Source organism: Variovorax paradoxus (assembly GCF_009755665.1).
Lineage (GTDB): Bacteria > Pseudomonadota > Gammaproteobacteria > Burkholderiales > Burkholderiaceae_C > Variovorax > Variovorax paradoxus_G.
In genome coordinates this window covers 3,609,808-3,632,376 of the sequence record NZ_CP046622.1, presented here as the reverse complement: position 1 = coordinate 3,632,376, position 22,569 = coordinate 3,609,808, and the positions used below count along the sequence as shown (strand labels likewise).

General features: G+C 66.1%; 19 protein-coding genes. 10 read left to right on the top strand and 9 right to left on the bottom strand.

The features are described from left to right. The first annotated feature begins 38 nt into the window (after window positions 1-38). Both GOQ09_RS16885 and GOQ09_RS16880 read left to right on the top strand, forming a co-directional pair. On the top strand, window positions 39-1,331 hold the full coding sequence (locus tag GOQ09_RS16885) for an MFS transporter (RefSeq protein ID WP_157614563.1): 1,293 nt from the start codon (window positions 39-41) through the stop codon (window positions 1,329-1,331). 45 nt (window positions 1,332-1,376) lie between these two features. Continuing rightward, the gene (locus GOQ09_RS16880) at window positions 1,377-5,021 is read left to right on the top strand and encodes a hydantoinase B/oxoprolinase family protein (protein WP_157614562.1); all 3,645 of its coding nucleotides are present in this window, start codon (window positions 1,377-1,379) and stop codon (window positions 5,019-5,021) included. A 353-nt stretch (window positions 5,022-5,374) separates the two neighbouring features. Here the strand turns inward: GOQ09_RS16880 and GOQ09_RS16875 are convergent, their stop codons facing one another. Further along, complete coding sequence (locus GOQ09_RS16875) at window positions 5,375-7,072, bottom strand: electron transfer flavoprotein-ubiquinone oxidoreductase (protein ID WP_157614561.1); 1,698 nt, start codon at window positions 7,070-7,072, stop codon at window positions 5,375-5,377. Window positions 7,073-7,187: 115 nt separating this feature from the next. On the opposite strand from GOQ09_RS16875, the gene GOQ09_RS16870 reads away from it, so the two are divergent. The 3 genes from GOQ09_RS16870 to GOQ09_RS16860 are packed head-to-tail and all read left to right on the top strand — an operon-like array spanning window position 7,188 to window position 9,297. Beyond that, window positions 7,188-7,970, top strand: coding sequence for an SDR family oxidoreductase (locus GOQ09_RS16870; protein WP_157614560.1), 783 nt, complete (start codon window positions 7,188-7,190; stop codon window positions 7,968-7,970). 59 nt (window positions 7,971-8,029) lie between these two features. Next, complete coding sequence (locus GOQ09_RS16865) at window positions 8,030-8,878, top strand: DMT family transporter (protein ID WP_157616745.1); 849 nt, start codon at window positions 8,030-8,032, stop codon at window positions 8,876-8,878. Further along, window positions 8,875-9,297 (top strand): acyl-CoA thioesterase, encoded by a 423-nt coding sequence (locus GOQ09_RS16860; protein ID WP_157614559.1) that lies wholly within the window; start codon window positions 8,875-8,877, stop codon window positions 9,295-9,297. The genes GOQ09_RS16865 and GOQ09_RS16860 overlap by 4 nt, the downstream gene beginning before the upstream one ends. Before the next feature lie 12 nt (window positions 9,298-9,309). On the opposite strand, the gene GOQ09_RS16855 is transcribed toward GOQ09_RS16860, so the two are convergent. Next, window positions 9,310-10,662, bottom strand: a complete 1,353-nt coding sequence (locus GOQ09_RS16855) for an ATP-binding protein (protein ID WP_157614558.1) — start codon at window positions 10,660-10,662, stop codon at window positions 9,310-9,312. Further along, window positions 10,659-11,333, bottom strand: coding sequence for a winged helix-turn-helix domain-containing protein (locus tag GOQ09_RS16850; RefSeq protein ID WP_157614557.1), 675 nt, complete (start codon window positions 11,331-11,333; stop codon window positions 10,659-10,661). The genes GOQ09_RS16855 and GOQ09_RS16850 overlap by 4 nt, the downstream gene beginning before the upstream one ends. Before the next feature lie 145 nt (window positions 11,334-11,478). Between GOQ09_RS16850 and GOQ09_RS16845 the strand changes: the two genes are divergently transcribed. From GOQ09_RS16845 to GOQ09_RS16835, 3 genes are all read left to right on the top strand, one after another. Next, window positions 11,479-12,228, top strand: a complete 750-nt coding sequence (locus tag GOQ09_RS16845) for a phosphatase PAP2 family protein (RefSeq protein ID WP_157614556.1) — start codon at window positions 11,479-11,481, stop codon at window positions 12,226-12,228. Continuing rightward, window positions 12,215-12,784, top strand: a complete 570-nt coding sequence (locus GOQ09_RS16840; RefSeq protein ID WP_157614555.1) for a phosphatase PAP2 family protein — start codon at window positions 12,215-12,217, stop codon at window positions 12,782-12,784. The genes GOQ09_RS16845 and GOQ09_RS16840 overlap by 14 nt, the downstream gene beginning before the upstream one ends. A 71-nt stretch (window positions 12,785-12,855) precedes the next feature. Continuing rightward, a complete protein-coding gene (locus GOQ09_RS16835) occupies window positions 12,856-14,607 on the top strand; it encodes a phosphoethanolamine transferase (RefSeq protein WP_157614554.1) in 1,752 nt (583 codons plus the stop codon). Window positions 14,608-14,622: 15 nt separating this feature from the next. Here GOQ09_RS16835 and GOQ09_RS16830 read toward each other — a convergent pair whose 3' ends face one another. From GOQ09_RS16830 to eat, 5 genes are all read right to left on the bottom strand, one after another. Further along, window positions 14,623-15,201: a peroxidase-related enzyme gene (locus tag GOQ09_RS16830; protein ID WP_157614553.1), complete on the bottom strand. Its 579-nt coding sequence runs from the start codon at window positions 15,199-15,201 to the stop codon at window positions 14,623-14,625. A 77-nt stretch (window positions 15,202-15,278) separates the two neighbouring features. Further along, the gene (locus GOQ09_RS16825) at window positions 15,279-16,541 is read right to left on the bottom strand and encodes an HAD family hydrolase (RefSeq protein WP_157614552.1); all 1,263 of its coding nucleotides are present in this window, start codon (window positions 16,539-16,541) and stop codon (window positions 15,279-15,281) included. An 84-nt stretch (window positions 16,542-16,625) separates the two neighbouring features. Further along, on the bottom strand, window positions 16,626-17,411 hold the full coding sequence (eutC, locus tag GOQ09_RS16820; RefSeq protein ID WP_157614551.1) for an ethanolamine ammonia-lyase subunit EutC: 786 nt from the start codon (window positions 17,409-17,411) through the stop codon (window positions 16,626-16,628). Continuing rightward, window positions 17,408-18,802: an ethanolamine ammonia-lyase subunit EutB gene (locus GOQ09_RS16815; protein ID WP_157614550.1), complete on the bottom strand. Its 1,395-nt coding sequence runs from the start codon at window positions 18,800-18,802 to the stop codon at window positions 17,408-17,410. Before GOQ09_RS16815 ends, eutC begins: the two co-directional genes overlap by 4 nt. A gap of 7 nt (window positions 18,803-18,809) precedes the next feature. Continuing rightward, window positions 18,810-20,231, bottom strand: coding sequence for an ethanolamine permease (gene eat / locus GOQ09_RS16810; RefSeq protein ID WP_157614549.1), 1,422 nt, complete (start codon window positions 20,229-20,231; stop codon window positions 18,810-18,812). A 106-nt stretch (window positions 20,232-20,337) separates the two neighbouring features. On the opposite strand from eat, the gene GOQ09_RS16805 reads away from it, so the two are divergent. Further along, on the top strand, window positions 20,338-20,763 hold the full coding sequence (locus GOQ09_RS16805) for an FKBP-type peptidyl-prolyl cis-trans isomerase (protein WP_157614548.1): 426 nt from the start codon (window positions 20,338-20,340) through the stop codon (window positions 20,761-20,763). Window positions 20,764-20,767: 4 nt separating this feature from the next. Here the strand turns inward: GOQ09_RS16805 and GOQ09_RS16800 are convergent, their stop codons facing one another. Next, window positions 20,768-21,523 (bottom strand): glucose 1-dehydrogenase, encoded by a 756-nt coding sequence (locus GOQ09_RS16800; protein WP_157614547.1) that lies wholly within the window; start codon window positions 21,521-21,523, stop codon window positions 20,768-20,770. Between the two features lie 124 nt (window positions 21,524-21,647). Here GOQ09_RS16800 and GOQ09_RS16795 point away from each other — a divergent pair, with 124 nt between their 5' ends. After that, the gene (locus GOQ09_RS16795; protein ID WP_157614546.1) at window positions 21,648-22,565 is read left to right on the top strand and encodes a LysR family transcriptional regulator; all 918 of its coding nucleotides are present in this window, start codon (window positions 21,648-21,650) and stop codon (window positions 22,563-22,565) included. Window positions 22,566-22,569 lie beyond the last annotated feature (4 nt).

Below are 22,569 nucleotides of genomic sequence, written 5' to 3'. Positions count from 1 at the left end.
GCTGTTCCTTCCCCAAATTTCATACCTGGAGACAACCGATGAAGACCACCCTCGACGCCGCGCAGACGGCCGCCGACGCACAAGCCGAAGGCAGCTGGCTGCGCACGCTCAACCCGAACGAAAAACGCACGCTCACCGCGTCGTTCAGCGGCTATGCGGTCGATGCGTTCGACTACTACACGCTGCCGCTGGTCACGCCCATCCTGCTGTCGCTGTGGGGCATGAGCAAGACCGAGGTGGGGCTGATCGGCACCGCCACATTGGTGGCCTCGGCCATTGGTGGCTGGGGCGCCGGCATCCTGGCCGACAAGTACGGGCGGGTGCGCATCCTGCAGCTCACCATCCTGGTGTTCGCGATCTTCACCTTTGCCTGCGGCCTCGCGCAAACGCCTGAGCAGCTGCTGATTGCGCGCACGCTGCAGGGCCTCGGCTTCGGCGGCGAATGGGCAGTGGGCTCGGTGCTCATTGCCGAGATGATCCGGCCGGCCTACCGGGGGAAGGCGGTAGGCCTGGTGCAGAGCAGCTGGGCTGTGGGGTGGGGCGCGGCGGTGCTCGTGTCGATGGCGCTGTTCTCGTTCTTGCCGCCTGAGTATTCGTGGCGCGTCATGTTCATGCTGGGCCTGCTGCCGGCGGTGCTGATCGTGTTCATCCGCCGCTCGATCCGCGACCCGGAGATCTACGTGCAAAGCCGCGCGGCCGTCGAACGCGGCGAGCGCAGCGGCAACTTCCTCGCGATCTTCAAGCCGGGCATGCTGGGCACCACCGTGCTCGCGAGCCTGCTGTTCACGGGCATGCAGGGCGGCTACTACGCCATCGGCGTGTGGCTGCCGACCTTCCTGAAGAACGAGCGGCATCTCACGGTGCTGGGTTCAGGCGGGTACCAGTTCATGTTCATCGTCGGCGCCTTCATCGGCTACCTGTGCGGCGCCTATCTCTCAGATCGCCTGGGCCGCCGCCGCGCCTTCATCCTGTTCGCCATCGGCGCGGGGTCGCTGGTCTATGCATACACGCTGCTGCCCATTACCGACAGCCTGATGCTGCTGCTCGGCTTTCCGCTCGGCTTCTTCATGTCGGGCATTTTCAGCGGCGCGGGTGCCTTCCTGTCCGAGCTGTTCCCCAATGAGCTGCGCGGCTCGGGGCAAGGTTTTTGCTACAACTTCGGGCGCGGCATCGGCGCCACCTTTCCGGCCCTGGTGGGCGTGTTGAGCGACCGCATGCATCTTCCGCTTGGCACGGCCATTGGCGTGTGCGCCGCGGTGGCCTACGCCATGGTTGTCGTGGTGGCGCTGTGCCTGCCGGAGACCCGCGGGCGCGACCTGCGCCAGAACTGATCCGAACTACCTTTTTCCCTTGGCGAAGACTCCTTCTTTCTTCCAATGACCACGCATTCCCTTCTCCCGTCCCGCTGGCAATTCTGGATCGACCGCGGAGGCACATTCACCGACCTGGTCGGCCGCGACCCCGAAGGCGGCCTGCACACGCTCAAGCTGCTGTCCGAGAACCCCGAGCAGTACAAGGATGCCGCCGTCGAAGGCATTCGCCGCCTGCTGAAGCTGAAGCCCGGCGAACCCGTGACCCCCCAGCGCGTCGAGTGCGTGAAGATGGGCACCACCGTTGCCACCAACGCGCTGCTGGAGCGCAAGGGCGAGCCCACGGTGCTGGTCACTACTGCGGGCTTTCGCGATGCGCTGCGCATTGCCACGCAGGCGCGGCCCCGCCTGTTCGACCGCCGCATCGTGCTGCCCGAGTTGCTGTACGAGCGCGTGATCGAGGCCGGCGAGCGCATGGATGCGCAAGGCGGCGTCGTGCAGCCGCTCGATGAAGGCGCGCTGCGCTCATCGCTGCAGGAGGCCTTCGATGCCGGGCTGCGCGCCTGCGCCATCGTCTTCATGCACGGCTGGCGCTACACCGCGCACGAGCTCGCGGCCGAGCGGATCGCGAGGGCGATCGGCTTCACGCAGGTGTCGGTATCGCACAAGACCAGCCCGCTTATGAAGCTGGTGCCGCGAGGCGACACCACGGTGGTCGATGCCTATCTGAGCCCGATTCTCCGGCGCTACGTGGAGCAGGTGTCGCGGCAGATGCCGGGCGTGCCGCTGTTCTTCATGCAGAGCTCGGGCGGGCTCACGCAGGCCGACCGTTTCCAGGGCAAGGACGCGATTCTCTCGGGCCCCGCGGGCGGCATCGTCGGCATGGTGCGAACCGCGCTCGATGCCGGCCATGCGCGCGTGATCGGCTTCGACATGGGCGGCACCTCCACCGACGTGTCGCACTATGCCGGCGAGTTCGAGCGCTCGTTCGAGACCCAGGTGGCCGGCGTGCGCATGCGCGCGCCGATGATGAGCATTCACACCGTGGCAGCGGGCGGCGGCTCGGTCATTGCCTTCGACGGCGCGCGGCTGCGCGTGGGGCCGGAATCGGCCGGCGCCAACCCGGGGCCCGCGAGCTACCGGCGCGGCGGACCGCTCACCACCACCGACGCGAACGTGCTGCTCGGCAAGATCCAGCCCACCCACTTTCCGCATGTGTTCGGCCCGAATGCCGACGAGCCGCTCGACCTTGCTGCGGCCCGGCGCGGGTTCGACGCCATGGCGCATCGCATGTCGGAGGCCATCGGCCGTACCGTAAATGCCGAAGAAGTGGCGAGCGGCGCGCTGCGCATCGCCGTGGCCAGCATGGCCAATGCCATCAAGCGCATTTCGGTGGCGCGCGGCTACGACGTCACGCAGTACACGTTGCAGTGCTTCGGCGGAGCGGGCGGCCAGCATGCCTGCCTGGTGGCCGACGCGCTGGGCATGCGCAGCGTCTACCTGCATCCGCTGGCGGGCGTGCTCTCGGCTTTCGGCATGGGGCTGGCCGACCAGCTGGCCATGCGTGAATTGGCGCTGGAGCGCCGGCTCGATGCGCAGGGGCTGGCGGCGGCGCGCGATGCCGCCCGCACGCTCGCGGAACAGGCAAAGGCAGAACTGCGCGAGCAGGGCGTGGCCGATGCGGCCATTGCTGCGGTGCACCGCGTGCAGCTTCGCTACGAAGGCACCGACACGGCGCTGGCCTGCGCGTTGCCCATGGCGGGTTCTGCCGACGAGGCCATCGCCGCGATGCGCGAGGAGTTCGAAGCCGGCTATCGGCGCCGCTTCGCCTTCCTGATGGCGGAACGCGCACTCGTCATCGAGGCAGTGACGGTCGAAGCCGTAGGTGCCGGAGAGCGCCGCGCACCGACGGCCGCCCTGGCCGATGCAGCTTCGTACGCACCCGAGCCGCTGGCGGCAGTGCGCATGTACTGCGAGGCCGACGAAAAAGCCGCCGGCTGGCGCGACGCCGCGCTGTTCGACGAGGCGGCCCTCCAGCCCGGCGCGAGCATCGACGGCCCCGCCATCCTCGCGGGCCGCAATGCCACCACGGTGATCGAGCCCGGCTGGCAGGCGCGCGCCACCGCCGCCGGCATCGAGCTGCACCGCGTGCGGCCGCGCGTGGCCACGCAGGCCATGGGCACCAGCGCCGACCCGGTGATGCTCGAGGTGTTCAACAACCTCTTCATGAACATTGCCGAGCAGATGGGCCTGCGGCTGCAGAACACTGCCTACTCGGTCAACATCAAGGAGCGGCTCGACTTTTCTTGCGCGCTGTTCGATGTGCAAGGCAACCTGATCGCCAATGCGCCGCACATGCCCGTGCACCTGGGCTCGATGAGCGAATCGATCAAGACCGTGATCGACGGCAACCCCGGCATGAAGCCCGGCGACGTCTTCGTGCTGAACGACCCGTACCACGGTGGCACGCACCTGCCGGACATCACGGTGGTGACGCCCGTGTACCTGGCGGCAGCCGATGCGCGGCCCTCGTTCTACGTCGCTTCGCGCGGCCACCACGCCGACGTGGGCGGCATCACGCCGGGCTCGATGCCGCCGTTCTCCAGCAGCATCGAAGAAGAAGGCGTGCTGATCGACAACTTCAAGCTGGTGGAAGGCGGCCGCCTGCGCGAGGCCGAGCTTCGCGCGCTGCTGGGAAGGGGGCCCCATCCGTCGCGCAACATCGAGCAGAACCTGGCCGATCTGCGCGCACAGATCGCCGCCAACGAGAAGGGCGTGCAAGAGCTGCAGGCCATGGTGGCGCAGTTCGGCCGCGAAACCGTGGCCGCCTACATGGCCCACGTGCAGGACAACGCCGAAGAATCGGTGCGGCGCGTCATCACGGCGCTGAAGAACGGCCAGTTCACGCTGCCGCTGGACAACGGCGCGCAGATCTGCGTGCGCGTCACAGTCGATGCCGTGCGCCGCTCGGCCACGGTCGACTTCACCGGCACCAGCGGGCAACTGCTCAACAACTTCAACGCCCCGCGCGCCATCACCATGGCGGCCGTGCTTTACGTATTCCGCACGCTGGTCGACGACGACATTCCGCTCAACGCGGGCTGCCTCAAGCCCATCGAGGTGATCGTGCCGAGCGGTTGCATGCTCAACCCGCTGCCGCCGGCCGCGGTGGTGGCCGGCAACGTCGAAACCTCGAGCTGCGTAACCAACGCGCTCTACGGCGCGCTCGGCGTCATGGCGGCAAGCCAGTGCACCATGAACAACTTCACCTTCGGCGACGGCGAGCACCAGTACTACGAAACGATCTCGGGCGGCTCTGGCGGCGGCCCCGGCTTCGACGGCACGAGCGTGGTGCAGACCCACATGACCAACTCGCGGCTCACCGATCCCGAGGTGCTGGAGTTTCGCTATCCGGTGCGGCTCGACAGCTATCGCTTGCGTGCCGGCTCAGGCGGGGCAGGGCGCTGGCGAGGCGGCGACGGCGGCGTGCGGCGCGTTCGCTTCCTGGCGCCCATGACGGCATCGATCCTCAGCAATGGCCGGCTCTACGGCGCGTTCGGCGGAGCGGGTGGCGAAGCGGGCGCGGTGGGCATCAACCGCGTGGAACGGGCCGATGGCACTGTCGAGATGCTGGACCACATCGGGCAGGTGCAGATGGCACCTGGGGACGTGTTCGTGGTCGAGACGCCTGGTGGGGGCGGGTGGGGCTAGGGCCTCAGCTGAACTTTGGGTCTTTTCAGGGCGCGTACCCGCCGACGGGGTACCTTTCTCCGCGAATGTCCCCCGGCCTGCGGCCTCCTCCTTTATTTCGCTGCGCAAGGCACCCCGCCAGCGGGTGCGTTGCAAAGAGAGGCGGTTGATCAGCGATACACCAGCAGCATGCCCAGTGCACAGGGCATCGGGTGCTCCCCGCAGCGAAATAAAGGAGGAGCCGAAGGCGGGGGACATTCGCGGAGGGGAGTACCCGGTGGCCTTTGCACAAGCCCTGAACAAGAGCCCTCAACAAGACAGCCCAGAACCAGAGCGCCCTGAACAAGAGCGCCTAAAACAACAACCTGGAGGAGTTACATCCCCACGTAGTTAGGCCCACCGCCCCCCTCAGGCGTAACCCACACGATGTTCTGCGTCGGGTCCTTGATGTCGCAGGTCTTGCAGTGGACGCAGTTCTGCGCGTTGATCTGCAGGCGCTGCTTGCCGTCATCGGTCCCCACGAACTCGTACACACCAGCCGGGCAGTAGCGGCTTTCAGGACCGGCGAACTTCGAGAGGTTGATGTTCACTGGAACCGACGCATCCTTGAGCGTCAGGTGGGCCGGCTGCTGCTCCTCGTGATTGGTGTTGCTGATGAACACGCTCGACAGCCGGTCGAACGTGAGCTTGCCGTCCGGCTTCGGGTAGACGATGGGCTTGCACTCCGCCGCCGGCTTGAGATACATGTGGTCGGGCTTGTTGCGGTGCAGGGTCCACGGAATGTTGCCCTTCAGCAGCCACTGCTCGATGCCGTTCATGAACGTGGCAATGCCCAGCCCCTTCTTGAACCAGGCCTTGAAGTTTCGCGCCTTCTTCAGCTCCGTGTAGAGCCAGCTCTTCTCGAACGCGGCCGGGTAGGCCGTGAGCTCGTCGTGCTGGCGGCCGGCCTGCACTGCGTCGAAGGCGGCTTCGGCGGCCAGCATGCCCGTCTTGATGGCGGCGTGGCTGCCCTTGATGCGGCTCACGTTCAGGTAGCCCGCCTCGCAGCCGACCAGCGCGCCGCCCGGGAACACCGTCTTGGGCAGCGACAACAGGCCACCGGCCGTGATGGCGCGCGCGCCGTAGCCGATGCGCTTGGCCGGTTTGATGCCCTTGGCCTCGTCGCCTTCGAGGTACCAGCGGATGTTGGGGTGCAGCTTCCAGCGCTGCATTTCCTCGAATGGGCTCAGGTAGGGGTTGCTGTAGTCCAGGCCCGTGATGAAGCCCATGGAAATCTTGTTGTCCTCCATGTGATAGAGGAACGCGCCGCCGTAGGTGTCGCTCTTCATCGGCCAGCCGGCGGTGTGCAGCACAAAGCCCGGCTGATGGCGCTTGGGGTCGATTTCCCACACTTCCTTCACGCCCAGGCCGTAGGTCTGCGGATCGCGGCCTTCGTCGAGCTTGAACCTGGCGATGAGCTGGCGGCCCAGGTGGCCGCGCGCGCCTTCGGCAAACACCGTGTACTTGCCCAACAGCTCCATGCCCAGCTGGAAGTTCTCGGTCGGCTCGCCGTCCTTGCCCACACCCATGTTGCCGGTGGCCACGCCGCGTACCGAGCCGTTCTCGTTGTAGAGCACCTCGGCCGCCGGAAAGCCCGGGAAGATCTCGACACCCAGGTTTTCTGCCTGCTGCGCCAGCCACTTGGTGAAGGCTCCAAGGCTGATGATGTAGTTGCCGTGGTTCTGGAAGCAGGCCGGCAGAAAGGCGCTGGGGGTGCGCAGGCCCGATTTTTCGCCCAGGAACACCATCGCGTCGTCGGTGACGGGCTGGTTCAGCGGAGCGCCTTGCTCCTTCCAGTCGGGCAGCAGCTCGTTCAGCGCGCGCGGGTCCATGATGGCGCCCGAGAGAATGTGTGCGCCGGGCTCGGAGCCCTTTTCGAGCACCACCACCGAGATTTCCTTTTCGTGCTGCGCGGCCAGCTGCTTGAGCCGGATGGCGGTCGACAGGCCGGCCGGGCCGCCGCCGACGACCACCACGTCATATTCCATGGATTCGCGGGGGCCGAACTGGGCGAGGATTTCGTCGTGGGTCATGTGGGTCTCGTCGATAATGATTTGAGGCTCGGACGCTTCGAGGGCGCGAAACATTTTATGTGAGTGCAGGGCGTCACCTCGGCGACTCGGCAACGACTCAACAGGACCGCTTTTCATGGCTTACAGCATCGACCTTTCGGGCCGCGTGGCTTTCGTTACCGGCGCTTCCAGCGGGCTGGGCGCGCAGTTCGCAAAAACGCTGGCGCGCGCCGGCGCCGCGGTGGTGCTGGCCAGCCGCCGGGTCGAAAAGCTCAAGGAACTGCGCGCCCGCATCGAAGGCGAGGGCGGCGATGCGCATGTGGTCGAGCTCGACGTGACCGAAATCGGCAGCATCAAGGCCGCCGTGGCGCGCGCTGAAACCGAAGTGGGCCCCATCGACATCCTGGTCAACAACTCGGGCGTGAGCACCACGCAGCGCCTGCAGGACGTCACCCCCGACGACTACGACTACATCTTCGACACCAACGTGAAGGGCTCCTTCTTCGTGGCGCAGGAAGTAGGCAAGCGCATGCTGGCGCGCGCCAAGGGATCGGCGCCGGGCACCTACATCGGCGGGCGCATCATCAACATCGCCTCGGTGGCGGCGCTCAAGGTCATGCCGCAGATCGGCGCCTATTGCATGAGCAAGGCCGCCGTGGTGCAGATGACCAAGGCCATGGCGCTCGAGTGGGGCCGCTTCGGCATCAACGTGAATGCGCTGTGCCCCGGCTACATCACCACCGAACTCAACGAAGACCATTGGGCCTCCGAAGGCGGCGCCAAGCTCGTGAGCATGCTGCCGCGCAAACGCGTGGGCAAGCCTGAAGACCTGGACGGCCTCATCGTGCTGCTGGCCAGCGGCCAGAGCCATTTCGTGAACGGCGCGGTCATCGCCGCCGACGACGGGTTCGCGCTCTGACGCCGCGCGCCTGGGTCGGCATTGCCGCCGGGTTGGGCGCGGGTGCGCTCTGGGGCCTGGTGTTCGTGGCGCCGCGCATGGTGGGCCACTTCGGCATGGTCGACATCACGGCCGCGCGTTTCGCGGTGTTCGGTGCGATCTCGGGGTTGGCAGTGTTCACGCGGCCCGCTTCGCTGCGCTGGCCGAACAGGCAGCAGGCGTTGGCGGCGCTGGGCCTCAGCGTGCTGGGGTTCAGCGGCTATTACCTGCTGCTGGCCTTCGGCATCGCGGCGGCGGGAACCGAGGTGCCCAGCCTCATCATCGGCACCATCCCGGTCTGGATGATGCTGCTCGGCCGGCCCGCGGGGCTGCGCATGCGGGCGCTGCTGCCCGGCCTGGTGCTCACGGGCGCGGGCATGGCGCTGATGGTCTACGGCGCCTGGTCGGCGCGGCACGGTCTTGCCGGAGACGGCGCGCGCTTCGGCTGGGGCATTGCCCTGGCACTTTGCGCGATGGCAAGCTGGACGGTGTACGGCCTTCTCAACGCCGCGTGGTTGCAGCGCCATGCCGAGCTCAACGCCACCGACTGGGCCAATTGGCTTGGCATCGCGACCGGTGTGGGCGCACTGCTGCTGTGGGTGGCGGCGGGCAGCGATGTGGCCACGCTTCGCGCGCAACCCCAAGGCATGCTCTTCGTCTGGCTCGCACTGGCAGGCGGGTTCGGTTCTTCATGGCTCGCTACCATTCTGTGGAATATCGCGAGCCAGCGCCTGTCGGCCAGCCTGTGCGGCCAGTTGATCGTGAGCGAGACGTTGTTCGCCTTGCTCTATTCCTTTCTTTGGGACGGCCGCTGGCCGCAGGCTACCGAACTGGTGGCCGCGCTTCTGTTCGTTCTTGGCATCCTCGCATCCATCAAGGCTCACCGATGAGAATCGAAATCCCTGAAAAGAAAAAATTCGTGTTCGAAATGTCGATCCCGATCCGATGGGGCGACATGGACGCCATGGGGCACCTGAACAACGGCACCTACTTTCGCTACCTGGAAACCGCGCGCATCGACTGGATACGCTCGCTCGGCATCGAGCCCACCCCCGGCGGCGAGGGCATGGTGATCGTCAACGCCTTTTGCAATTTCTACCGGCAGATCGAATATCCCGGCAACGTGCTTATCAAGATGTACGTGAGCGACCCTGCGCGCACCACGTTCGAGAGTTGGGCCACCATGGCGCGCGCCGAGGCCCCCGACGTGATCTGCGCCGCGGGCGGGGCAACCACGATCTGGGTCGACTTTCCGAAGCAGAAAGCGTTGCCCTTGCCGGACTGGCTGCGCGCGGTGGTAAGCGAATAGGGCGGTTGACGCTCAGGCCTGCGGCAGCACGATGCGCGCCTCGAAGCCGCTGGTGGCGCCCGCCGGTGGCGAGGCGAGTTCGAGCCTCGCGCCGTGCTTTTCGACGATGGTGCCCACGATGGACAGCCCCAGCCCGTAGCCCGCGCGATCGGAGCTGTGGCGCACATGGCGCTGCTGCAAAGAGGCGAGCTGCGCAGCGCTCGCGCCGGGGCCGAAGTCGCGCACCGCGAGCGTGCAGGGAGCCATCACCTCCACCACCACCCGGGCGCCGCTGCTGTAGCGCAGTGCGTTTTCCACCAGGTTGCGCAGCGCGATCGCGAGCGCATCGACATCACCGACCGCGACGGGGGCGGCGCTATCGGGCAGCTTGAGATCCAGGCGCTCGTTGACTTGTGGATCGTTCCAGAACTCCTGCACCACCGCACCGGCAAGCTGGACCAGGTCGACCTGCGAACGCGCAAGCGACGCGCCCGATTCGGCCCGCGACAGCTGCAGCAGCTTTTCGGTGCGATGGCTCAGCATTTGCAGTGCATCGAGCGCAGCCTGCACATCGTGGCGCTGCAGGTCGTGTTCGAGCGCGGTCTGCAGGCGCAGCCGTGCCGCGGCCAGGGGCGTGCGCAGCTCGTGCGCCGCATTGGCGGCCAGGGCACGTTCGACGTCGAGCGAATGCGACAGCCGCTCCAGCAGGCTGTTGACGTGGTCGCCCACGGAGCGCAGCTCGCGCGGCAGGCCGGGCAGACCAATGGGCCGCAGGTCGGACCCGCTGCGTTTTTCGATCTCGCCTGCAAGCTGCTGCAGCACCCGCAGTTCGGTTCGGGCCACGTTGCGCAGCACCAGCGCCAGGAGCGGCAGCACGGCACCAAGCGGAATGATCAGGCCGAAGAGCGTGCGGTTCAGCGCCGAACGCCGCTCGTCGAGCGGATCGGCCACCTGAAAGTAGAGCCCGCGCGTGGGATGCCGCACGGTGTAGATGCGCCAGGTCTGGTTGTTTGCGAAGCCCGAGGCAAGCGGAACGTCGAAGGCACTGGTAGGTGCCTCGGCCGACCGCAGCAGCACGTGCTCGTGGATGTCCACGACCTGGTACTTCACCGCGTCTTCCGAAAACAGTTGCTTCGGCGCGATCATCGGCGTTTCGGCGGGAGTGCCGGCCTGCTGCAGCTTGTCGAGCTCCTGCACCGCCATGTCGAACATGCGGTGCGACACCTCGACCAGTTCGTTGTCGAAGTTGTGGTTGATCTCGCGGTCCACATACCAGACCACTGCCAGCACGCAGAGCATCCACACGCCGCCCACCCAGACTATGAGGGTGCGAGTCAGCCGGCCGGCCAGCGTATCGCGGCCGTTTTCTGGAAGTGCGGTGCTCATTCGTCGTCGCCCGCCGATGTCGACAGGCGGTAGCCGAGGCCGCGCAGCGTCTGGATGTGGCTCTTGCCCAGCTTGCGCCTCAGCCGGCTGATGAAAACCTCGAGCGTGTTGCTGTCGGCCTCGTCGCCAAAGCCGTAGAGCGCATCTGCAAGGTTTTCGCGGGTATGGATGCGTTCGGGGCGCGTGGCCATCACGCGCAGCAGGGCCCATTCCTTCTGGGTCAGCACGACCGGGTTCCCGTCCTTGCGGACGCGGTCTTGCGCCAGGTCGATTTCCAGCGTCCCCAGATGCAGCACCGGCGAGCTTCCGGCGCTGCGCCTTCGCTCGACGGCGCGCAGCCGTGCCAGCAGCTCGGCCGGGTCATAGGGCTTGATGAGGTAGTCGTCCGCGCCGGCGTCGAGCCCGCGGATGCGGTCGGTTACCTGGTCGCGCGCGGTCAGCACGATGACGATGGGCGGCTCGCGCAGCGCGCGCACCTGCGGCAGCAGCGAAAGGCCGTCGCCGTCGCCCAGGTGCAGGTCGAGCAGCACCGCGGCGTATTGCACCGACAGCAGGGCGCCGCGCGCTTCGGCAAGGCTGGGCGCCACGTCGACGACGAACGCCTTCGCGAGCAGATAGCTGCAGACGGCGTCTGCCAACGCACTGTCATCTTCGACGAGCAATATGCGCACGCGAGGTCATCTTTCAAAAAAACGAAGTCTAGCGCCGACGGTGGCGCGGCCGGGCGGTGTCAGTTCCCGCTCAGGCCGCTTCAGGATCGGTTCAGGCCACGAACGTAGGCTGGAAGGGTTTTCAGGCTTGCTGGTTTTTCTGCTCATGACGCGTGTTCCGAATCTTCCGAATCCCTCGAATGTTCGCTTGGGAGGGGTGACCCTTCTCCTGCTGGCCCTGCTGCTCGCGTGGGACGCAACCCAGGGCGATCTTGCGCTGGCACGCCTCGCGGGCACGCCCATGGGCTTTCCGTGGCGGGACAACGTGTTTCTTGTCCGCGTGATGCATGAAGGCGCCAAGAACCTGAGCTGGGTGTTCGTCGTTGCGCTGTTCGCCGGTATCCGCTGGCCGCTGGGCATTCTGCGGCAGTTGCCCCTTCGGGCGCGGGTGCAGCTGGCTGTTACGGTGCTGTTCTCGGTGGTTGCAATCAGCATGCTCAAGCATGCGAGCCACACAAGTTGCCCCTGGGACCTGAAGGAGTTCGGCGGCGTGGCAAGCCACGTGTCGCACTGGGCCTGGAAGGTGTACGACGGCGGCCCGGGCGGTTGCTTCCCGGCCGGCCATGCTTCGGCTGCCTTCGCCTACGCGGGGGGCTATTTCGTGCTGCGCCGGGTGTCGCCGCGAGCGGCAATCGCCTGGCTCGGCGCATCGCTGGTCGCCGGGCTCGTGCTGGGCGCGTCGCAGCAGATGCGTGGTGCGCACTACATGAGCCACACGCTGTGGACCGCCTGGATCTGCTGGGCTGTCGGCTTCGCTATTGAACTGATTGCCGCGCCTCGCAACTCTCGGCCGTCTGTCGCCGAACCTGCCGCCCAACCCGCCGCCGAACGCGCCCCGTTGAATGCAGGCTCTTGATATTGCGCTGTTCGAGCTGATGAACGCGGGCGCTGCGGCGCCGGCGTGGAGCATTCATTTCGCGCGCTTTGCCTCCGACGTGCTGCCCACCCTGCTGGCTCTTGCGATCATTGGAGGCGCGGCAGTCGACAGGCGCTTGCGGTATGCCTTTTTCACGGCGCTGGTCAGCGTGCTGGCGGTCTGGCTCTTCGTGAACGTGTTCCGCTCGGCCATGCCGTTCCAGCGGCCCGCGTTCTATGGGCTCGGAATCCAGTGGGCGCCGCAGGGCGCGCGGCCCGGCTTTCCAAGCCTGCATGCCGCCGGCACCTTTGCCGCGGCGTTTGCCCTGTGGTGCCTGCCGTGGCGGGCGCCCATGGTCGCGGCGCTGGTGGTGGCCGCCGTTGTCGGATGGAGCCGTGTGTTCCTGGGGCTGCACTTTCCGCTCGACGTGCTCGTTGGCGCCATGCTCGCCGCGCTGCTGTCGATCCTGGTGGAGCGCCGCGTGAGCCGGCCGCTCAACCTGGCGCTCAGGGCCTACATGCGGCCTAGGCTGAGGGCGCGACGAGCCCGGGCCTGAGAGTCCGATTCTGAACACCGGCTGAACGCGCAATTCAGGCTTCCTTCAGTTGCGCTTCCTACAGTCGGTGCATGTCTTTCACGCGAATCGAGCCCGCGCCCGCGCGGGGCATGGAGTTGCCCTCAGCCGGCGCGCCGTACCTGGCGTTCGCGCAAGCGCTGTGGTTGCGCATCGATGGCTGGTTCGCCCGGCCGCGCACTGCGCAACGCGTGGTGGTGTATCTCGCCGTCTATCTTGCCGCGGCTGCCAACTGGCCGCTGTGGGACGAGCTGGCCCGCATTGGCGGCGCGCCCAGCACCTACCTGCCCACGAGCGCAGCCATGGCCGTGCTCATGGTATGCGCGACGGTCGCGTTGCTGTCGTTCACCGCATGGTCTCGCTGGATGAAGCCGCTGTGGTTTGCGGTGGTGCTGCTGGCTGCGTTCGTGCAGCACTACATGCTCGAGTACCGGGTGGTCATGGACCCGACCATGATCGCCAACGTGCTCCAGACAGATCCGAACGAGGCGCGCGACCTCATGAGCTGGCGCATGGCCCTTCATGTGCTGCTGGTCGTGCTGCTGCCGGGTGTGGCCCTCTGGCGCGCTCGCATCATGCCGATGCGCTTTGTCGGCAAGCTCTGGCGCAACGCGGCGCTGCTGGTGCTGGCCGTGGTGGTAGCCTTGGCCGCGGCCGTGTCGATGAACCGGCAGCTCGCGCCGCTGATGCGCAACAACATCCACCTGCGCTACATGATGAACCCGGTGGCAAGCCTCTATTCGGCCGGCTCGGTGCTCATCAAGCCCCTGTTCAAGCGTAGCCGCAAGCTGATTCCCATCACGGCCGGCACGGCGCTGGGCGCGAGCTATGCCGGGCAGGCCCGGCCGCCGATGTTCGTGCTGGTGGTGGGCGAAACAGCGCGGGCCGACCACTTCGGCCTGAACGGCTACGCGCGCGACACCACGCCCGAGCTGGCCGCGCGGGGCGTGCTGAGCTACCGCGATGTGCATTCGTGCGGCACCAACACGCTCGCGTCGGTGCCGTGCATGTTCTCGCCGCTGGGCAAGCAAGGCTACGAATCGCGCAAGGACGACTACGAGAACCTGGTCGACGTGCTGCAGGCCGCCGGCCTGGCCGTGCTGTGGCTCGACAACCAGGCGGGCTGCAAGGATGTCTGCACGCGCATTCCGAATGCCTCGGCGTTCGACAGCCTTTCACCGGCGCAGAAGAGCGCGCTGTGCGACGGCGAGGAGTGCCTGGACGACGTCATGCTCAAAGGCCTGGATGCGCGCATTGCGGCGCTGCCGGCCGAGCGCCGCGCAAAGGGCGTGGTGCTGGTCATGCACCAGATGGGCAGCCACGGGCCGGCCTACTACAAGCGTTCGGCGCCGGAGGTGAAGCGTTTCCTGCCCGAATGCAAGACCAACGCACTGGCGGAGTGCGGCCATGCGGAGCTGCAGAACGTGTACGACAACTCCATCGCCCAGACCGATCACTTCCTGGGCCAGACCATCGACTGGCTCAAGGCGCAATCGGGGCAATACGACCCGGCACTGCTCTACGTGAGCGACCACGGCGAATCGCTGGGCGAATACGGCCTGTTCCTGCACGGTGTGCCGTACAGCTTTGCGCCCGAGGCGCAGAAGCACGTGCCCATGGTCACCTGGTTCAGCCAGGGCATGAGCGAGCGCCGCAAGCTCTCCCGGCCGTGCATGGAAGCGGGCCTTGATACGCCGCTCACGCACGACAACCTCTATCACACGGTGCTCGGGCTGATGGATGTGGCCAACTCCACCTACAAGCCTACCCTCGACGCCCTCGCTTCCTGCAGAAACAAGGCCTGAGGGCCTTTCCTGCCTCTACTTCTTTTCGCGGGGCAGCCGCCCCATCAGGAAGAACTCGGGGTTCGGCTGCATGCCGCTGAAGCTGGCAAGGCGGTTGCTCAGGCCGAAGAAGGCCGTGATGGAGGCGATGTCCCAGATGTCCTCATCGTCGAAGCCGTGGGCATGCAATGCGCTGAAGTCCGCCTCGTCGATTTCATGTGAGCGTTCGCAGACCTTCATTGCAAAGTCGAGCATCGCGCGCTGGCGCGGCGTGATGTCGGCCTTGCGGTAGTTCACGGCCACCTGGTCGGCCACCAGCGGCTTCTTCTCGTAGATGCGCAGCAGCGCGCCGTGCGCCACCACGCAGTAGAGGCACTGGTTGGCCGCGCTCGTGGTGGTGACGATCATCTCGCGGTCGCCCTTGGTCAGCGAGCCTTCTTCCTTCAGCATCAGCGCGTCGTGGTAGGCGAAGAAGGCGCGCCACTCGGCCGGGCGACGCGCCAGCGCGAGGAAAACGTTGGGCACGAAACCGGCCTTCTCCTGCACCGCGAGGATGGCAGTGCGGATGTCTTCGGGCAGGTCTTTCAGCTCGGCAAGGGGGTAGCGCTCGGCCATGTTTTGTCTCCTGAGGGCAGTGCCATGATCATAGGCAACTCCCTCATGAGCAGCTACCGCCCGCCGCGCCCGTACGCCTATTTCAGCGCCTTGCCTTGCGCGGCACCCAGCGGTGTGTGCAGCTGCGAAGCCACCCACTGGCCCGTGTTGTCGTCACGACCCTGCAGCAGGTAGCGCGTGTCCGGCTTGCCGTAGTTCTGCACCGCCATGACCGAGAACTTGCCGATGTCGGTCTTCGGGTCGCGCAGGCGGTTCACGATCAGCACCTTCTTCGTGTCGGCAAAGTCGGCCATCATGTTCTGGTCTCCCTCGCTGTCGCCGGCAATGAAGCATGGGCCATAGCCGTATTTGCTGACCAGAAAGCGCTGGATATTCTTGGTCTTTCCGGGGCCCTGCGTCTGGTCGTAGCCGCGGCGGAATTCCGCCTGAATGACGCCGTTGGCATCGCGGTCCAGCTCCATGGCCAGCACGCGTTCGGGCGGGTTGTTGTAGCCGAAGGCAGGGTTGGACGAGATCTCCTTGATCACGTCGACAAAGGACGCGGAGCACACCCACACATCGAAGCCCGCGTTGCGAAAGGCGGCGTACAGCTCCTGCATCTCGGGCTGCAGCCGCAGGCCGTTCTTCCAGCTGACCGAGACCACGCCCGCCTGGCCGGGCAGGGCCGCGGGCGAGGTCCACTTCACCTTGGCCACCGGCTCCTTCAACTGCCACGCCACCGTTTCCGCCGTGAGCTTGCGCACCTGCGCTTCGGTCATGCCGACGAAGAGGTAGATCACCCAGGGGTAGGCCGTGTCGTGGTCGAAGGTGTCGCCAATGGCTTCGTAGAGATAGCGAACCTTGGTGGTGAACGCGATGTAGTGCGGGCTCAGCTTCACCGCCACGAGCGGCTGGGTGCCCTTGAGGCCGCTGTAGTTCTGGTAGAGCCACGTGTAGCTCGCCACGATGTCCGGCACCAGCAGATCGATGTTGACCGGCTTGCCCGCCGCATTGTTGTGCGCCGGAAGAAAGTCTTTCTTCGGGATGTTCTTGCGCAGCGCCACTTCAAGTTGCGCGGGCGTGGCACCGAACACCAGGTTTTCGAGCTGGTAGATCAGCGAGGCTTCCTCGATGTCGAGGAACACACTGGTGTTGTCCCAGTCGAAGACCACATAAGGCGGCTTGGCGGCGTTGTAGCCCGGGCTTCCCTTGCCGAGGCTCGCGATCAGGTCTTCGATCTGCGACCGGTTGAATGCGTCCCAGCGGCCCGGCGAGAGGCCTTTGGCGGGTGAGAGACTGGCGCAGCCGGTAGCGGCGAGCGCGGCAGCAAGCGGGGTGAGGAGGACGAGGCGGCGTTGCATTGTTGTGTACCTTGTACTTGTGCAGGGATGAACCGGACCGCGAGCGTATGGGACGCTCGTGACACTTCGACAAGGGGCTGGCGCTCAGCGCGGCAGTGGTGGCGTTGTCTGGGGTGATTCGAGCACCGCCAAGTCGCTCTCGTCCTTGAGGCCGACGCCGGTCAGCCCCCGGCGCAAGGACTCTTGCATCAGCCATGCCAGCTTGAACGCGGCGGCTTCGCAGGGCAGGCCTTCGGGACGCACATTCGAGATGCAGTTGCGCTCGGCGTCGTGCCGGCCGCGCTTGGGTGAATGGGTCAGGTAGATGCCCAGGCTGTCGGGCGAGCTGAGGCCCGGGCGTTCGCCGATCAGCATGACCGAGAGGGCGGCGCCGAAGAGTTCGCCCACCTCATCGGCCAGCGCAACGCGCGCCTGCGTGGCGATCACGACGGGGGAGAAGCGGGTTTCGGCGGGCAAGTGCGAACGCAACGCAGCCAGCAGCGGCGCCGCGTGGCGCGCCACTGCGAGCGAGGAAAGGCCGTCGCCGATGACCAGGCAGACATCGCATCCAGGCTTTGTCGCGTCGCGCAGGCGCTCCGCGTCGGCGGGGTCGAGTTGCCGTCCCAGGTCTGGCCGGCGCAGATAAGTGGTGCGGTCTTCCGCACGGCTGCGAACGTGCAGCGTGTCCCAGTTCTGCTGGCGCAGCGTGGCTTCGAGCGCATCGACGTCGAGCGCCGCGTGAATGGCGTCGCGCGCCATGGCATGTGCCCAGCCGAAGCGCAGCGTCTCGTCGGTCGGCATGCCGGCGCCGGCGCGGCCCAGCGCCAGCCGCGCAGGCGTGGCCGAGCGCCATTGGCCCCAGGGGTTTGGCGTGACGGAATCGCCGCTCATGGCGCGAGTGCGTTTAGCCCGCTCATGTCGGCCAGCAGGCGGTTGGCCGAAGGCGGCGCGAGCTGCCCCGCGGCATTGGTGATCTGCATGCGCTGCAGCCAGGCCTCGAATTCTGGCGCGCGCTTCAGGCCCAGCGTCTGCCGCAGGAACAGCGCGTCGTGGAACGAGGTGCTCTGGTAATTGAGCATCACGTCGTCCGCGCCCGGAATGCCCATGATGAAGTTGATGCCCGCAGTGCCGAGCAGCACCAGCAGGTTGTCCATGTCGTCCTGGTCGGCCTCTGCATGGTTGGTGTAGCAGATGTCGCAGCCGATGGGCAGGCCCAGCAATTTGCCGCAGCAGTGGTCTTCCAGCCCGGCGCGGATGATCTGCTTGCCGTCGAAAAGGTATTCGGGCCCGATAAAGCCGACCACCGTGTTGATGAGAAGCGGCTTGTAGCGCCGCGCCAAGGCATAGGCGCGCACCTCGCAGGTCTGCTGGTCGACGCCGAAGTTGGCATTGGCCGAAAGCGCGCTGCCCTGGCCCGTCTCGAAGTACATGACGTTGTTGCCGACCGTGCCCCGGTTCAGTGCCAGCGCGGCTGCGTAGGCTTCGTCGAGCAGCTCGGGCGTGATGCCGAAAGAGAGGTTCGCCTTTTCGGTGCCAGCGATCGACTGGAACACCAGGTCCACCGGAGCCCCCGCTTCCGCCAGCTTGAGCGTGTTGGTCACATGCGTGAGCACGCAGCTTTGCGTAGGAATCTCGAAGCGCTGGATCACTTCGTCGAGCATGTGCAGCAAACGCCCCAGCACCTGCATGCTGTCGGACACCGGGTTGAGCCCGATCACCGCATCGCCCGCGCCATAAAGCAACCCGTCGAGCGTGGAGGCCGCCACGCCGCGCAGGTCGTCGGTGGGGTGGTTGGGCTGCAGGCGCACGGCCAGGTGGCCGGGCAGGCCGATGGTGTCGCGAAAGCGGGTGACCACGCTGCACTTCCTGGCGACCGAGACCAGGTCCTGGTTGCGCATGAGCTTGGACACGGCCGCCACCATCTCGGGCGTGAGGCCGGGCGCCAGCGCCGTCAGTGCCTCGGTGGTGGCCTGTTCCGACAGCAGCCAGTTGCGGAAGTCGCCCACCGTGAGATGCGACACCGGCGCAAAAGCCTGCGCGTCGTGGCTGTCGACGATGAGGCGCGTGATGTTGTCGCTCTCGTAGGGAATCAGCGCTTCGTTCAGGAACTGCTTGAGCGGCGTCTCGGCCAGCACGTGGCGCGCCGCCATGCGCTGCTGCGCCGTGGCTGCGCCAATGCCCGCAAGATAGTCGCCCGAACGCGCCGGGCTGGCAACGGCCATGACCTGCTTCAGGTCGTCGAATGCGAAGACCTGTCCGGCGATGGTGGTGCGGTAGCGCATCTTTCCTTCAGGCGGCCGGAGGCGAGGAAAGCATCTCGTCGGGCGCCGCCGCCTTGCGTTGTGCAGAGGTCAAAAGAAAGTAGCCATAAGCCGCCGCCATCAGCACCAGGAACAGCAGCGTGAGCATGGCGTTGAACCACACCATGGCACCGAGGCACACGACGCCAAGCCCGAGTGCGATGGCCGGAAAAACCGGATAGAGCGGTGCGCGGTAGGTGCGCAGCAATTCGGGCTCGCTCTTGCGCAGCTTGAAGAGCGCGGCCATCGAGATCAGGTACATCACGATGGCGCCGAGCACCGCCATGGTCACGATGTTGGCGGTGAGCGTCTGGCCGCCGAACTGCACCCACTCGTCGCTGAAGATAGCGACGCCGCCGATCACTCCGCCGGCCACCAGCGCGCGGTGCGGCGTATCGAAGCGCGGGCTCAGGCCGGCAAAGTAGCGCGGCAGATAGCCCGCACGCGCCAGCGCGAAGATCTGGCGCGAGTAGCCCATGATGATGCCGTGGAACGAGGCGACCAGCCCGAACAGGCCGATCCACACCAGCATGTGCAGCCAGCCGCTGCTGTCGCCCACCACCGCCTTCATGGCTTGCGGCAGCGGGTCGTTGATGTTGGCGAGCTTGCGCCAGTCGCCCACGCCGCCCGCGAAGATCATCACGCCGAAGGCCAGCACCACCAGCGTGACGATGCCCGTGGTGTAGGCAATGGGAATGGTGCGGTGCGGGTCGCGTGCTTCTTCGGCCGCCATGGCCGCGCCTTCGATCGCCAGGAAGAACCAGATCGCGAAAGGTATGGACGCAAAGATGCCCGAGATGGCCGCGCCGTTGAGCACGTTGCCGCCCGCCCAGCCGTTGGAAACGAAGTTGGCCATCGACCAACCCGGCGTGACCACGCCCATGAACACGAAAAGCTCGAAGATTGCCAGCACCGTCACGAAGAGTTCGAAGGCCGCCGCAATGCCGATGCCGATCCAGTTGAGCCCGATGAAAATCACATAGGCGCCCAGTGCAAACCACTTCGGGTTGATGCCCGGAAACTGCACGTTGAGGTAGGCGCCGATTGCCAGCGCAATGGCCGGCGGCGCAAAGACGAATTCGACAAGCGTGGCAAACCCGGCCACGAAACCGCCCGTGGGCCCGAAGGCGCGCCTTGCATAGGCAAAGGGCCCGCCCGCATGCGGAATGGCTGTCGAGAGCTCGGTAAAGCTGAAGATGAAGGTGGTGTACATGGTGGCCACCAGCACCGTGGCAACCAGAAAGCCGAGCGTGCCGGCGGTGTTCCAGCCGTAGCTCCAACCAAAGTATTCACCCGAAATGACGAGGCCCACCGCAATGCCCCAGAGCTGGATGGGGCCGAGCACCTTCTTCAGGTGGCCGGTGCCGGCCGGAACAGGGACAGCGACCGGGGTGGCTTCGATGGACTGCATGGAGCGTTCCTCTCTTTTTGCGGATGTTGACAGTGCACATGCAGCAAAGCAAGGGCTGTTCCACCGCTCGCCATAATCATGCTTTTCCATCCTTCCGAGGTATTCCGTGAAGTCCTTTTCTTCTTCGTCGCTCGTCTGTGCTGCTGTTCTTTCCGTATGTGCCGTGTCCGGTGCCTGGGCGCAATCGGCCCCTGTCACCACGCCGAGCGGGCTGGTCTATCAATCGCTGAAGGAAGGCACCGGCGCCTCGCCGGCCGCAACCGACGTGGTCAAGGTGCACTACCGCGGCACCTTTCCCGACAGCGGCAAGGAGTTCGACAGCTCCTACAGCCGCGGCGAGCCCACCGAGTTTCCGCTCAACGGCGTGATTCCGTGCTGGACCGAGGGCGTGCAGAAGATGAAGCCAGGTGGCAAGGCCAAGCTGACCTGCCCGCCGGCCATTGCCTACGGCACGCGCGGCGCGGGCGGCGTGATTCCGCCGAACGCCACGCTCAACTTCGAAGTCGAGCTGGTGTCGGTGAAGAAGCGCTGATCGCCTAGATCTGCGCCATGCCGCCGTCGACGAAGAGCTCGGCGCCGTGCACGAAGCTGCTGTCGTCCGAGGCCAGGAACACCACTGCCTTGGCGATCTCGTCGGGCGTGCCCACCCGGCCAAGCGGAATATTCTGCGCCTGTGAATCGATGAAACCCTTCACCTGTTCCTCCGTAAGGCCCAGAAGGTCATAGGCCGGGGTAGGCACCACGCCGGGGCTCACAGCGTTGACGCGGATGCCGGCATCCTTCAGGTCCACCGCCCAACTGCGCGCGAAGCTGCGCACTGCCGCCTTCGTGGCGCTGTAGACGCTGAAAGCGGGCGTGCCCTTGATGCTGGTGATCGAGGCGTTGAGGACGATCGACGCCCCTTTCGGCATCAGCGGCAGCGCCTTCTGCACGGTGAAGAGCAGGCCGCGCACGTTGGTGCCGAAGATCTTGTCGAATTGCTCCTCGGTGATCTGCCCCAGCGGCAGCAGGCTGCCGCCGCCTGCGTTCGCGAAGAGCACATCGAGCCGGCCCTTTTGTTCCTTGATGGCCGCATAGAGACGGTCGAGATCGGCGAGATTCGACACGTCGCCGAGCACCCCCGTCACGTTGCGGCCAATGGTTTTCACGGCCGCATCGAGTTCGGCCTGGCGGCGGCCCGTGATGAACACGTAGGCGCCTTCGGCCACAAAGCGTTGCGCGGTGGCCAGGCCGATGCCGCTGGTGCCACCGGTGACGAGGGCGATCTTGTCGTTGAGCTTGGGTTGGGACATGGGAATTCTTCCTTTGATTGCTGCGAGGCAGCGTTGAACAGAAAAAGGAGTTTGGGCGCCATACCCCCGCCAACCAAGACGCTGCGGCGGATTTGTTTATTCACGAATCACTAATAATCGGGCAATGGACCAGATCGCCGCCATGCGTGTCTTCGCCCGTGTGGTCGAGGCCGGCACCTTCACCCGGGCAGCCGATTCGCTGCAAATGCCCAAGCCGTCCGTGACGAAGCTGGTGCAGCAGCTCGAGACGCATCTGCGTGTGAAGCTGCTGCAGCGCACGACCCGGCGCGTGACCGTCACGCTAGAGGGTGCCGCCTACTACGAGCGAACGGCACGCGTGCTGGCCGAGCTGGAAGAGATCGAATCGGATCTCAGCAACGCGCAGGCGAATCCACGCGGGCGGCTGAGGGTGGATGTCGGCTCGTCGTTTGCCAACATGATCCTCATTCCGCAACTGCCGGAATTTCACGCGCGGTACCCGGAGATCGAACTCGAGATCGGCGTGGGCGACCGGCCGGTGAACCTGATCGGCGATGCGGTCGACTGCGTGATCCGTGCCGGCGAACTGAGCGACCAGACGCTGGTGGCGCGCCGGATCGCGACCTTGCCCTTCGTGACCTGCGCCACGCCGGCCTACCTGGAGCGCCATGGCATCCCCAAGACGCCGGCGGACCTCGGCGACGGTGCGCATCGCGTGGTGGGCTACTTCTCATCGCTGAGCAACCGCCCGATTCCGCTGCGCTATGCGTATGGCGAAGAGCGCATCGAGATCCATGGCCGCACCGTGGTGGGCGTGAACGAAAGCACCGCGCAGATCACGGCCGTGCTTACCGGCATGGGCGTGTCGCAGGTCTTTTATCCAATGGCCGCGCCGCACCTCGCAAGCGGCGCGCTGGTGGAGGTGCTGCCTGACTGGGCGCCGCCGCCGTACCCGCTGCACGTGGTGTACCCCGCCAACCGGCACCTCAGTGCCAAGCTGCGCGTGTTCGTCGACTGGGCCGTGGAACTCTTCGCGCCCTACAACCCACGCGCAGGGCGCTGATGGC

Excerpts from the sequence above, each read along its gene's own strand:
- GOQ09_RS16840 (WP_157614555.1), top strand. The coding sequence starts at position 12,215 with ATGCAGGCTCTTGATATTGCGCTGTTCGAGCTGATGAACGCGGGCGCT.
- eat (WP_157614549.1), bottom strand. The coding sequence starts at position 20,231 with ATGCAGTCCATCGAAGCCACCCCGGTCGCTGTCCCTGTTCCGGCCGGC.
- GOQ09_RS16800 (WP_157614547.1), bottom strand. The coding sequence starts at position 21,523 with ATGTCCCAACCCAAGCTCAACGACAAGATCGCCCTCGTCACCGGTGGC.
- GOQ09_RS16855 (WP_157614558.1), bottom strand. The coding sequence starts at position 10,662 with ATGAGCACCGCACTTCCAGAAAACGGCCGCGATACGCTGGCCGGCCGG.
- GOQ09_RS16885 (WP_157614563.1), top strand. The coding sequence starts at position 39 with ATGAAGACCACCCTCGACGCCGCGCAGACGGCCGCCGACGCACAAGCC.
- GOQ09_RS16795 (WP_157614546.1), top strand. The coding sequence starts at position 21,648 with ATGGACCAGATCGCCGCCATGCGTGTCTTCGCCCGTGTGGTCGAGGCC.
- GOQ09_RS16825 (WP_157614552.1), bottom strand. The coding sequence starts at position 16,541 with ATGCAACGCCGCCTCGTCCTCCTCACCCCGCTTGCTGCCGCGCTCGCC.
- GOQ09_RS16830 (WP_157614553.1), bottom strand. The coding sequence starts at position 15,201 with ATGGCCGAGCGCTACCCCCTTGCCGAGCTGAAAGACCTGCCCGAAGAC.
- GOQ09_RS16835 (WP_157614554.1), top strand. The coding sequence starts at position 12,856 with ATGTCTTTCACGCGAATCGAGCCCGCGCCCGCGCGGGGCATGGAGTTG.
- GOQ09_RS16815 (WP_157614550.1), bottom strand. The coding sequence starts at position 18,802 with ATGCGCTACCGCACCACCATCGCCGGACAGGTCTTCGCATTCGACGAC.
- GOQ09_RS16870 (WP_157614560.1), top strand. The coding sequence starts at position 7,188 with ATGGCTTACAGCATCGACCTTTCGGGCCGCGTGGCTTTCGTTACCGGC.
- GOQ09_RS16860 (WP_157614559.1), top strand. The coding sequence starts at position 8,875 with ATGAGAATCGAAATCCCTGAAAAGAAAAAATTCGTGTTCGAAATGTCG.
- GOQ09_RS16880 (WP_157614562.1), top strand. The coding sequence starts at position 1,377 with ATGACCACGCATTCCCTTCTCCCGTCCCGCTGGCAATTCTGGATCGAC.
- eutC (WP_157614551.1), bottom strand. The coding sequence starts at position 17,411 with ATGAGCGGCGATTCCGTCACGCCAAACCCCTGGGGCCAATGGCGCTCG.
- GOQ09_RS16845 (WP_157614556.1), top strand. The coding sequence starts at position 11,479 with ATGACGCGTGTTCCGAATCTTCCGAATCCCTCGAATGTTCGCTTGGGA.
- GOQ09_RS16875 (WP_157614561.1), bottom strand. The coding sequence starts at position 7,072 with ATGACCCACGACGAAATCCTCGCCCAGTTCGGCCCCCGCGAATCCATG.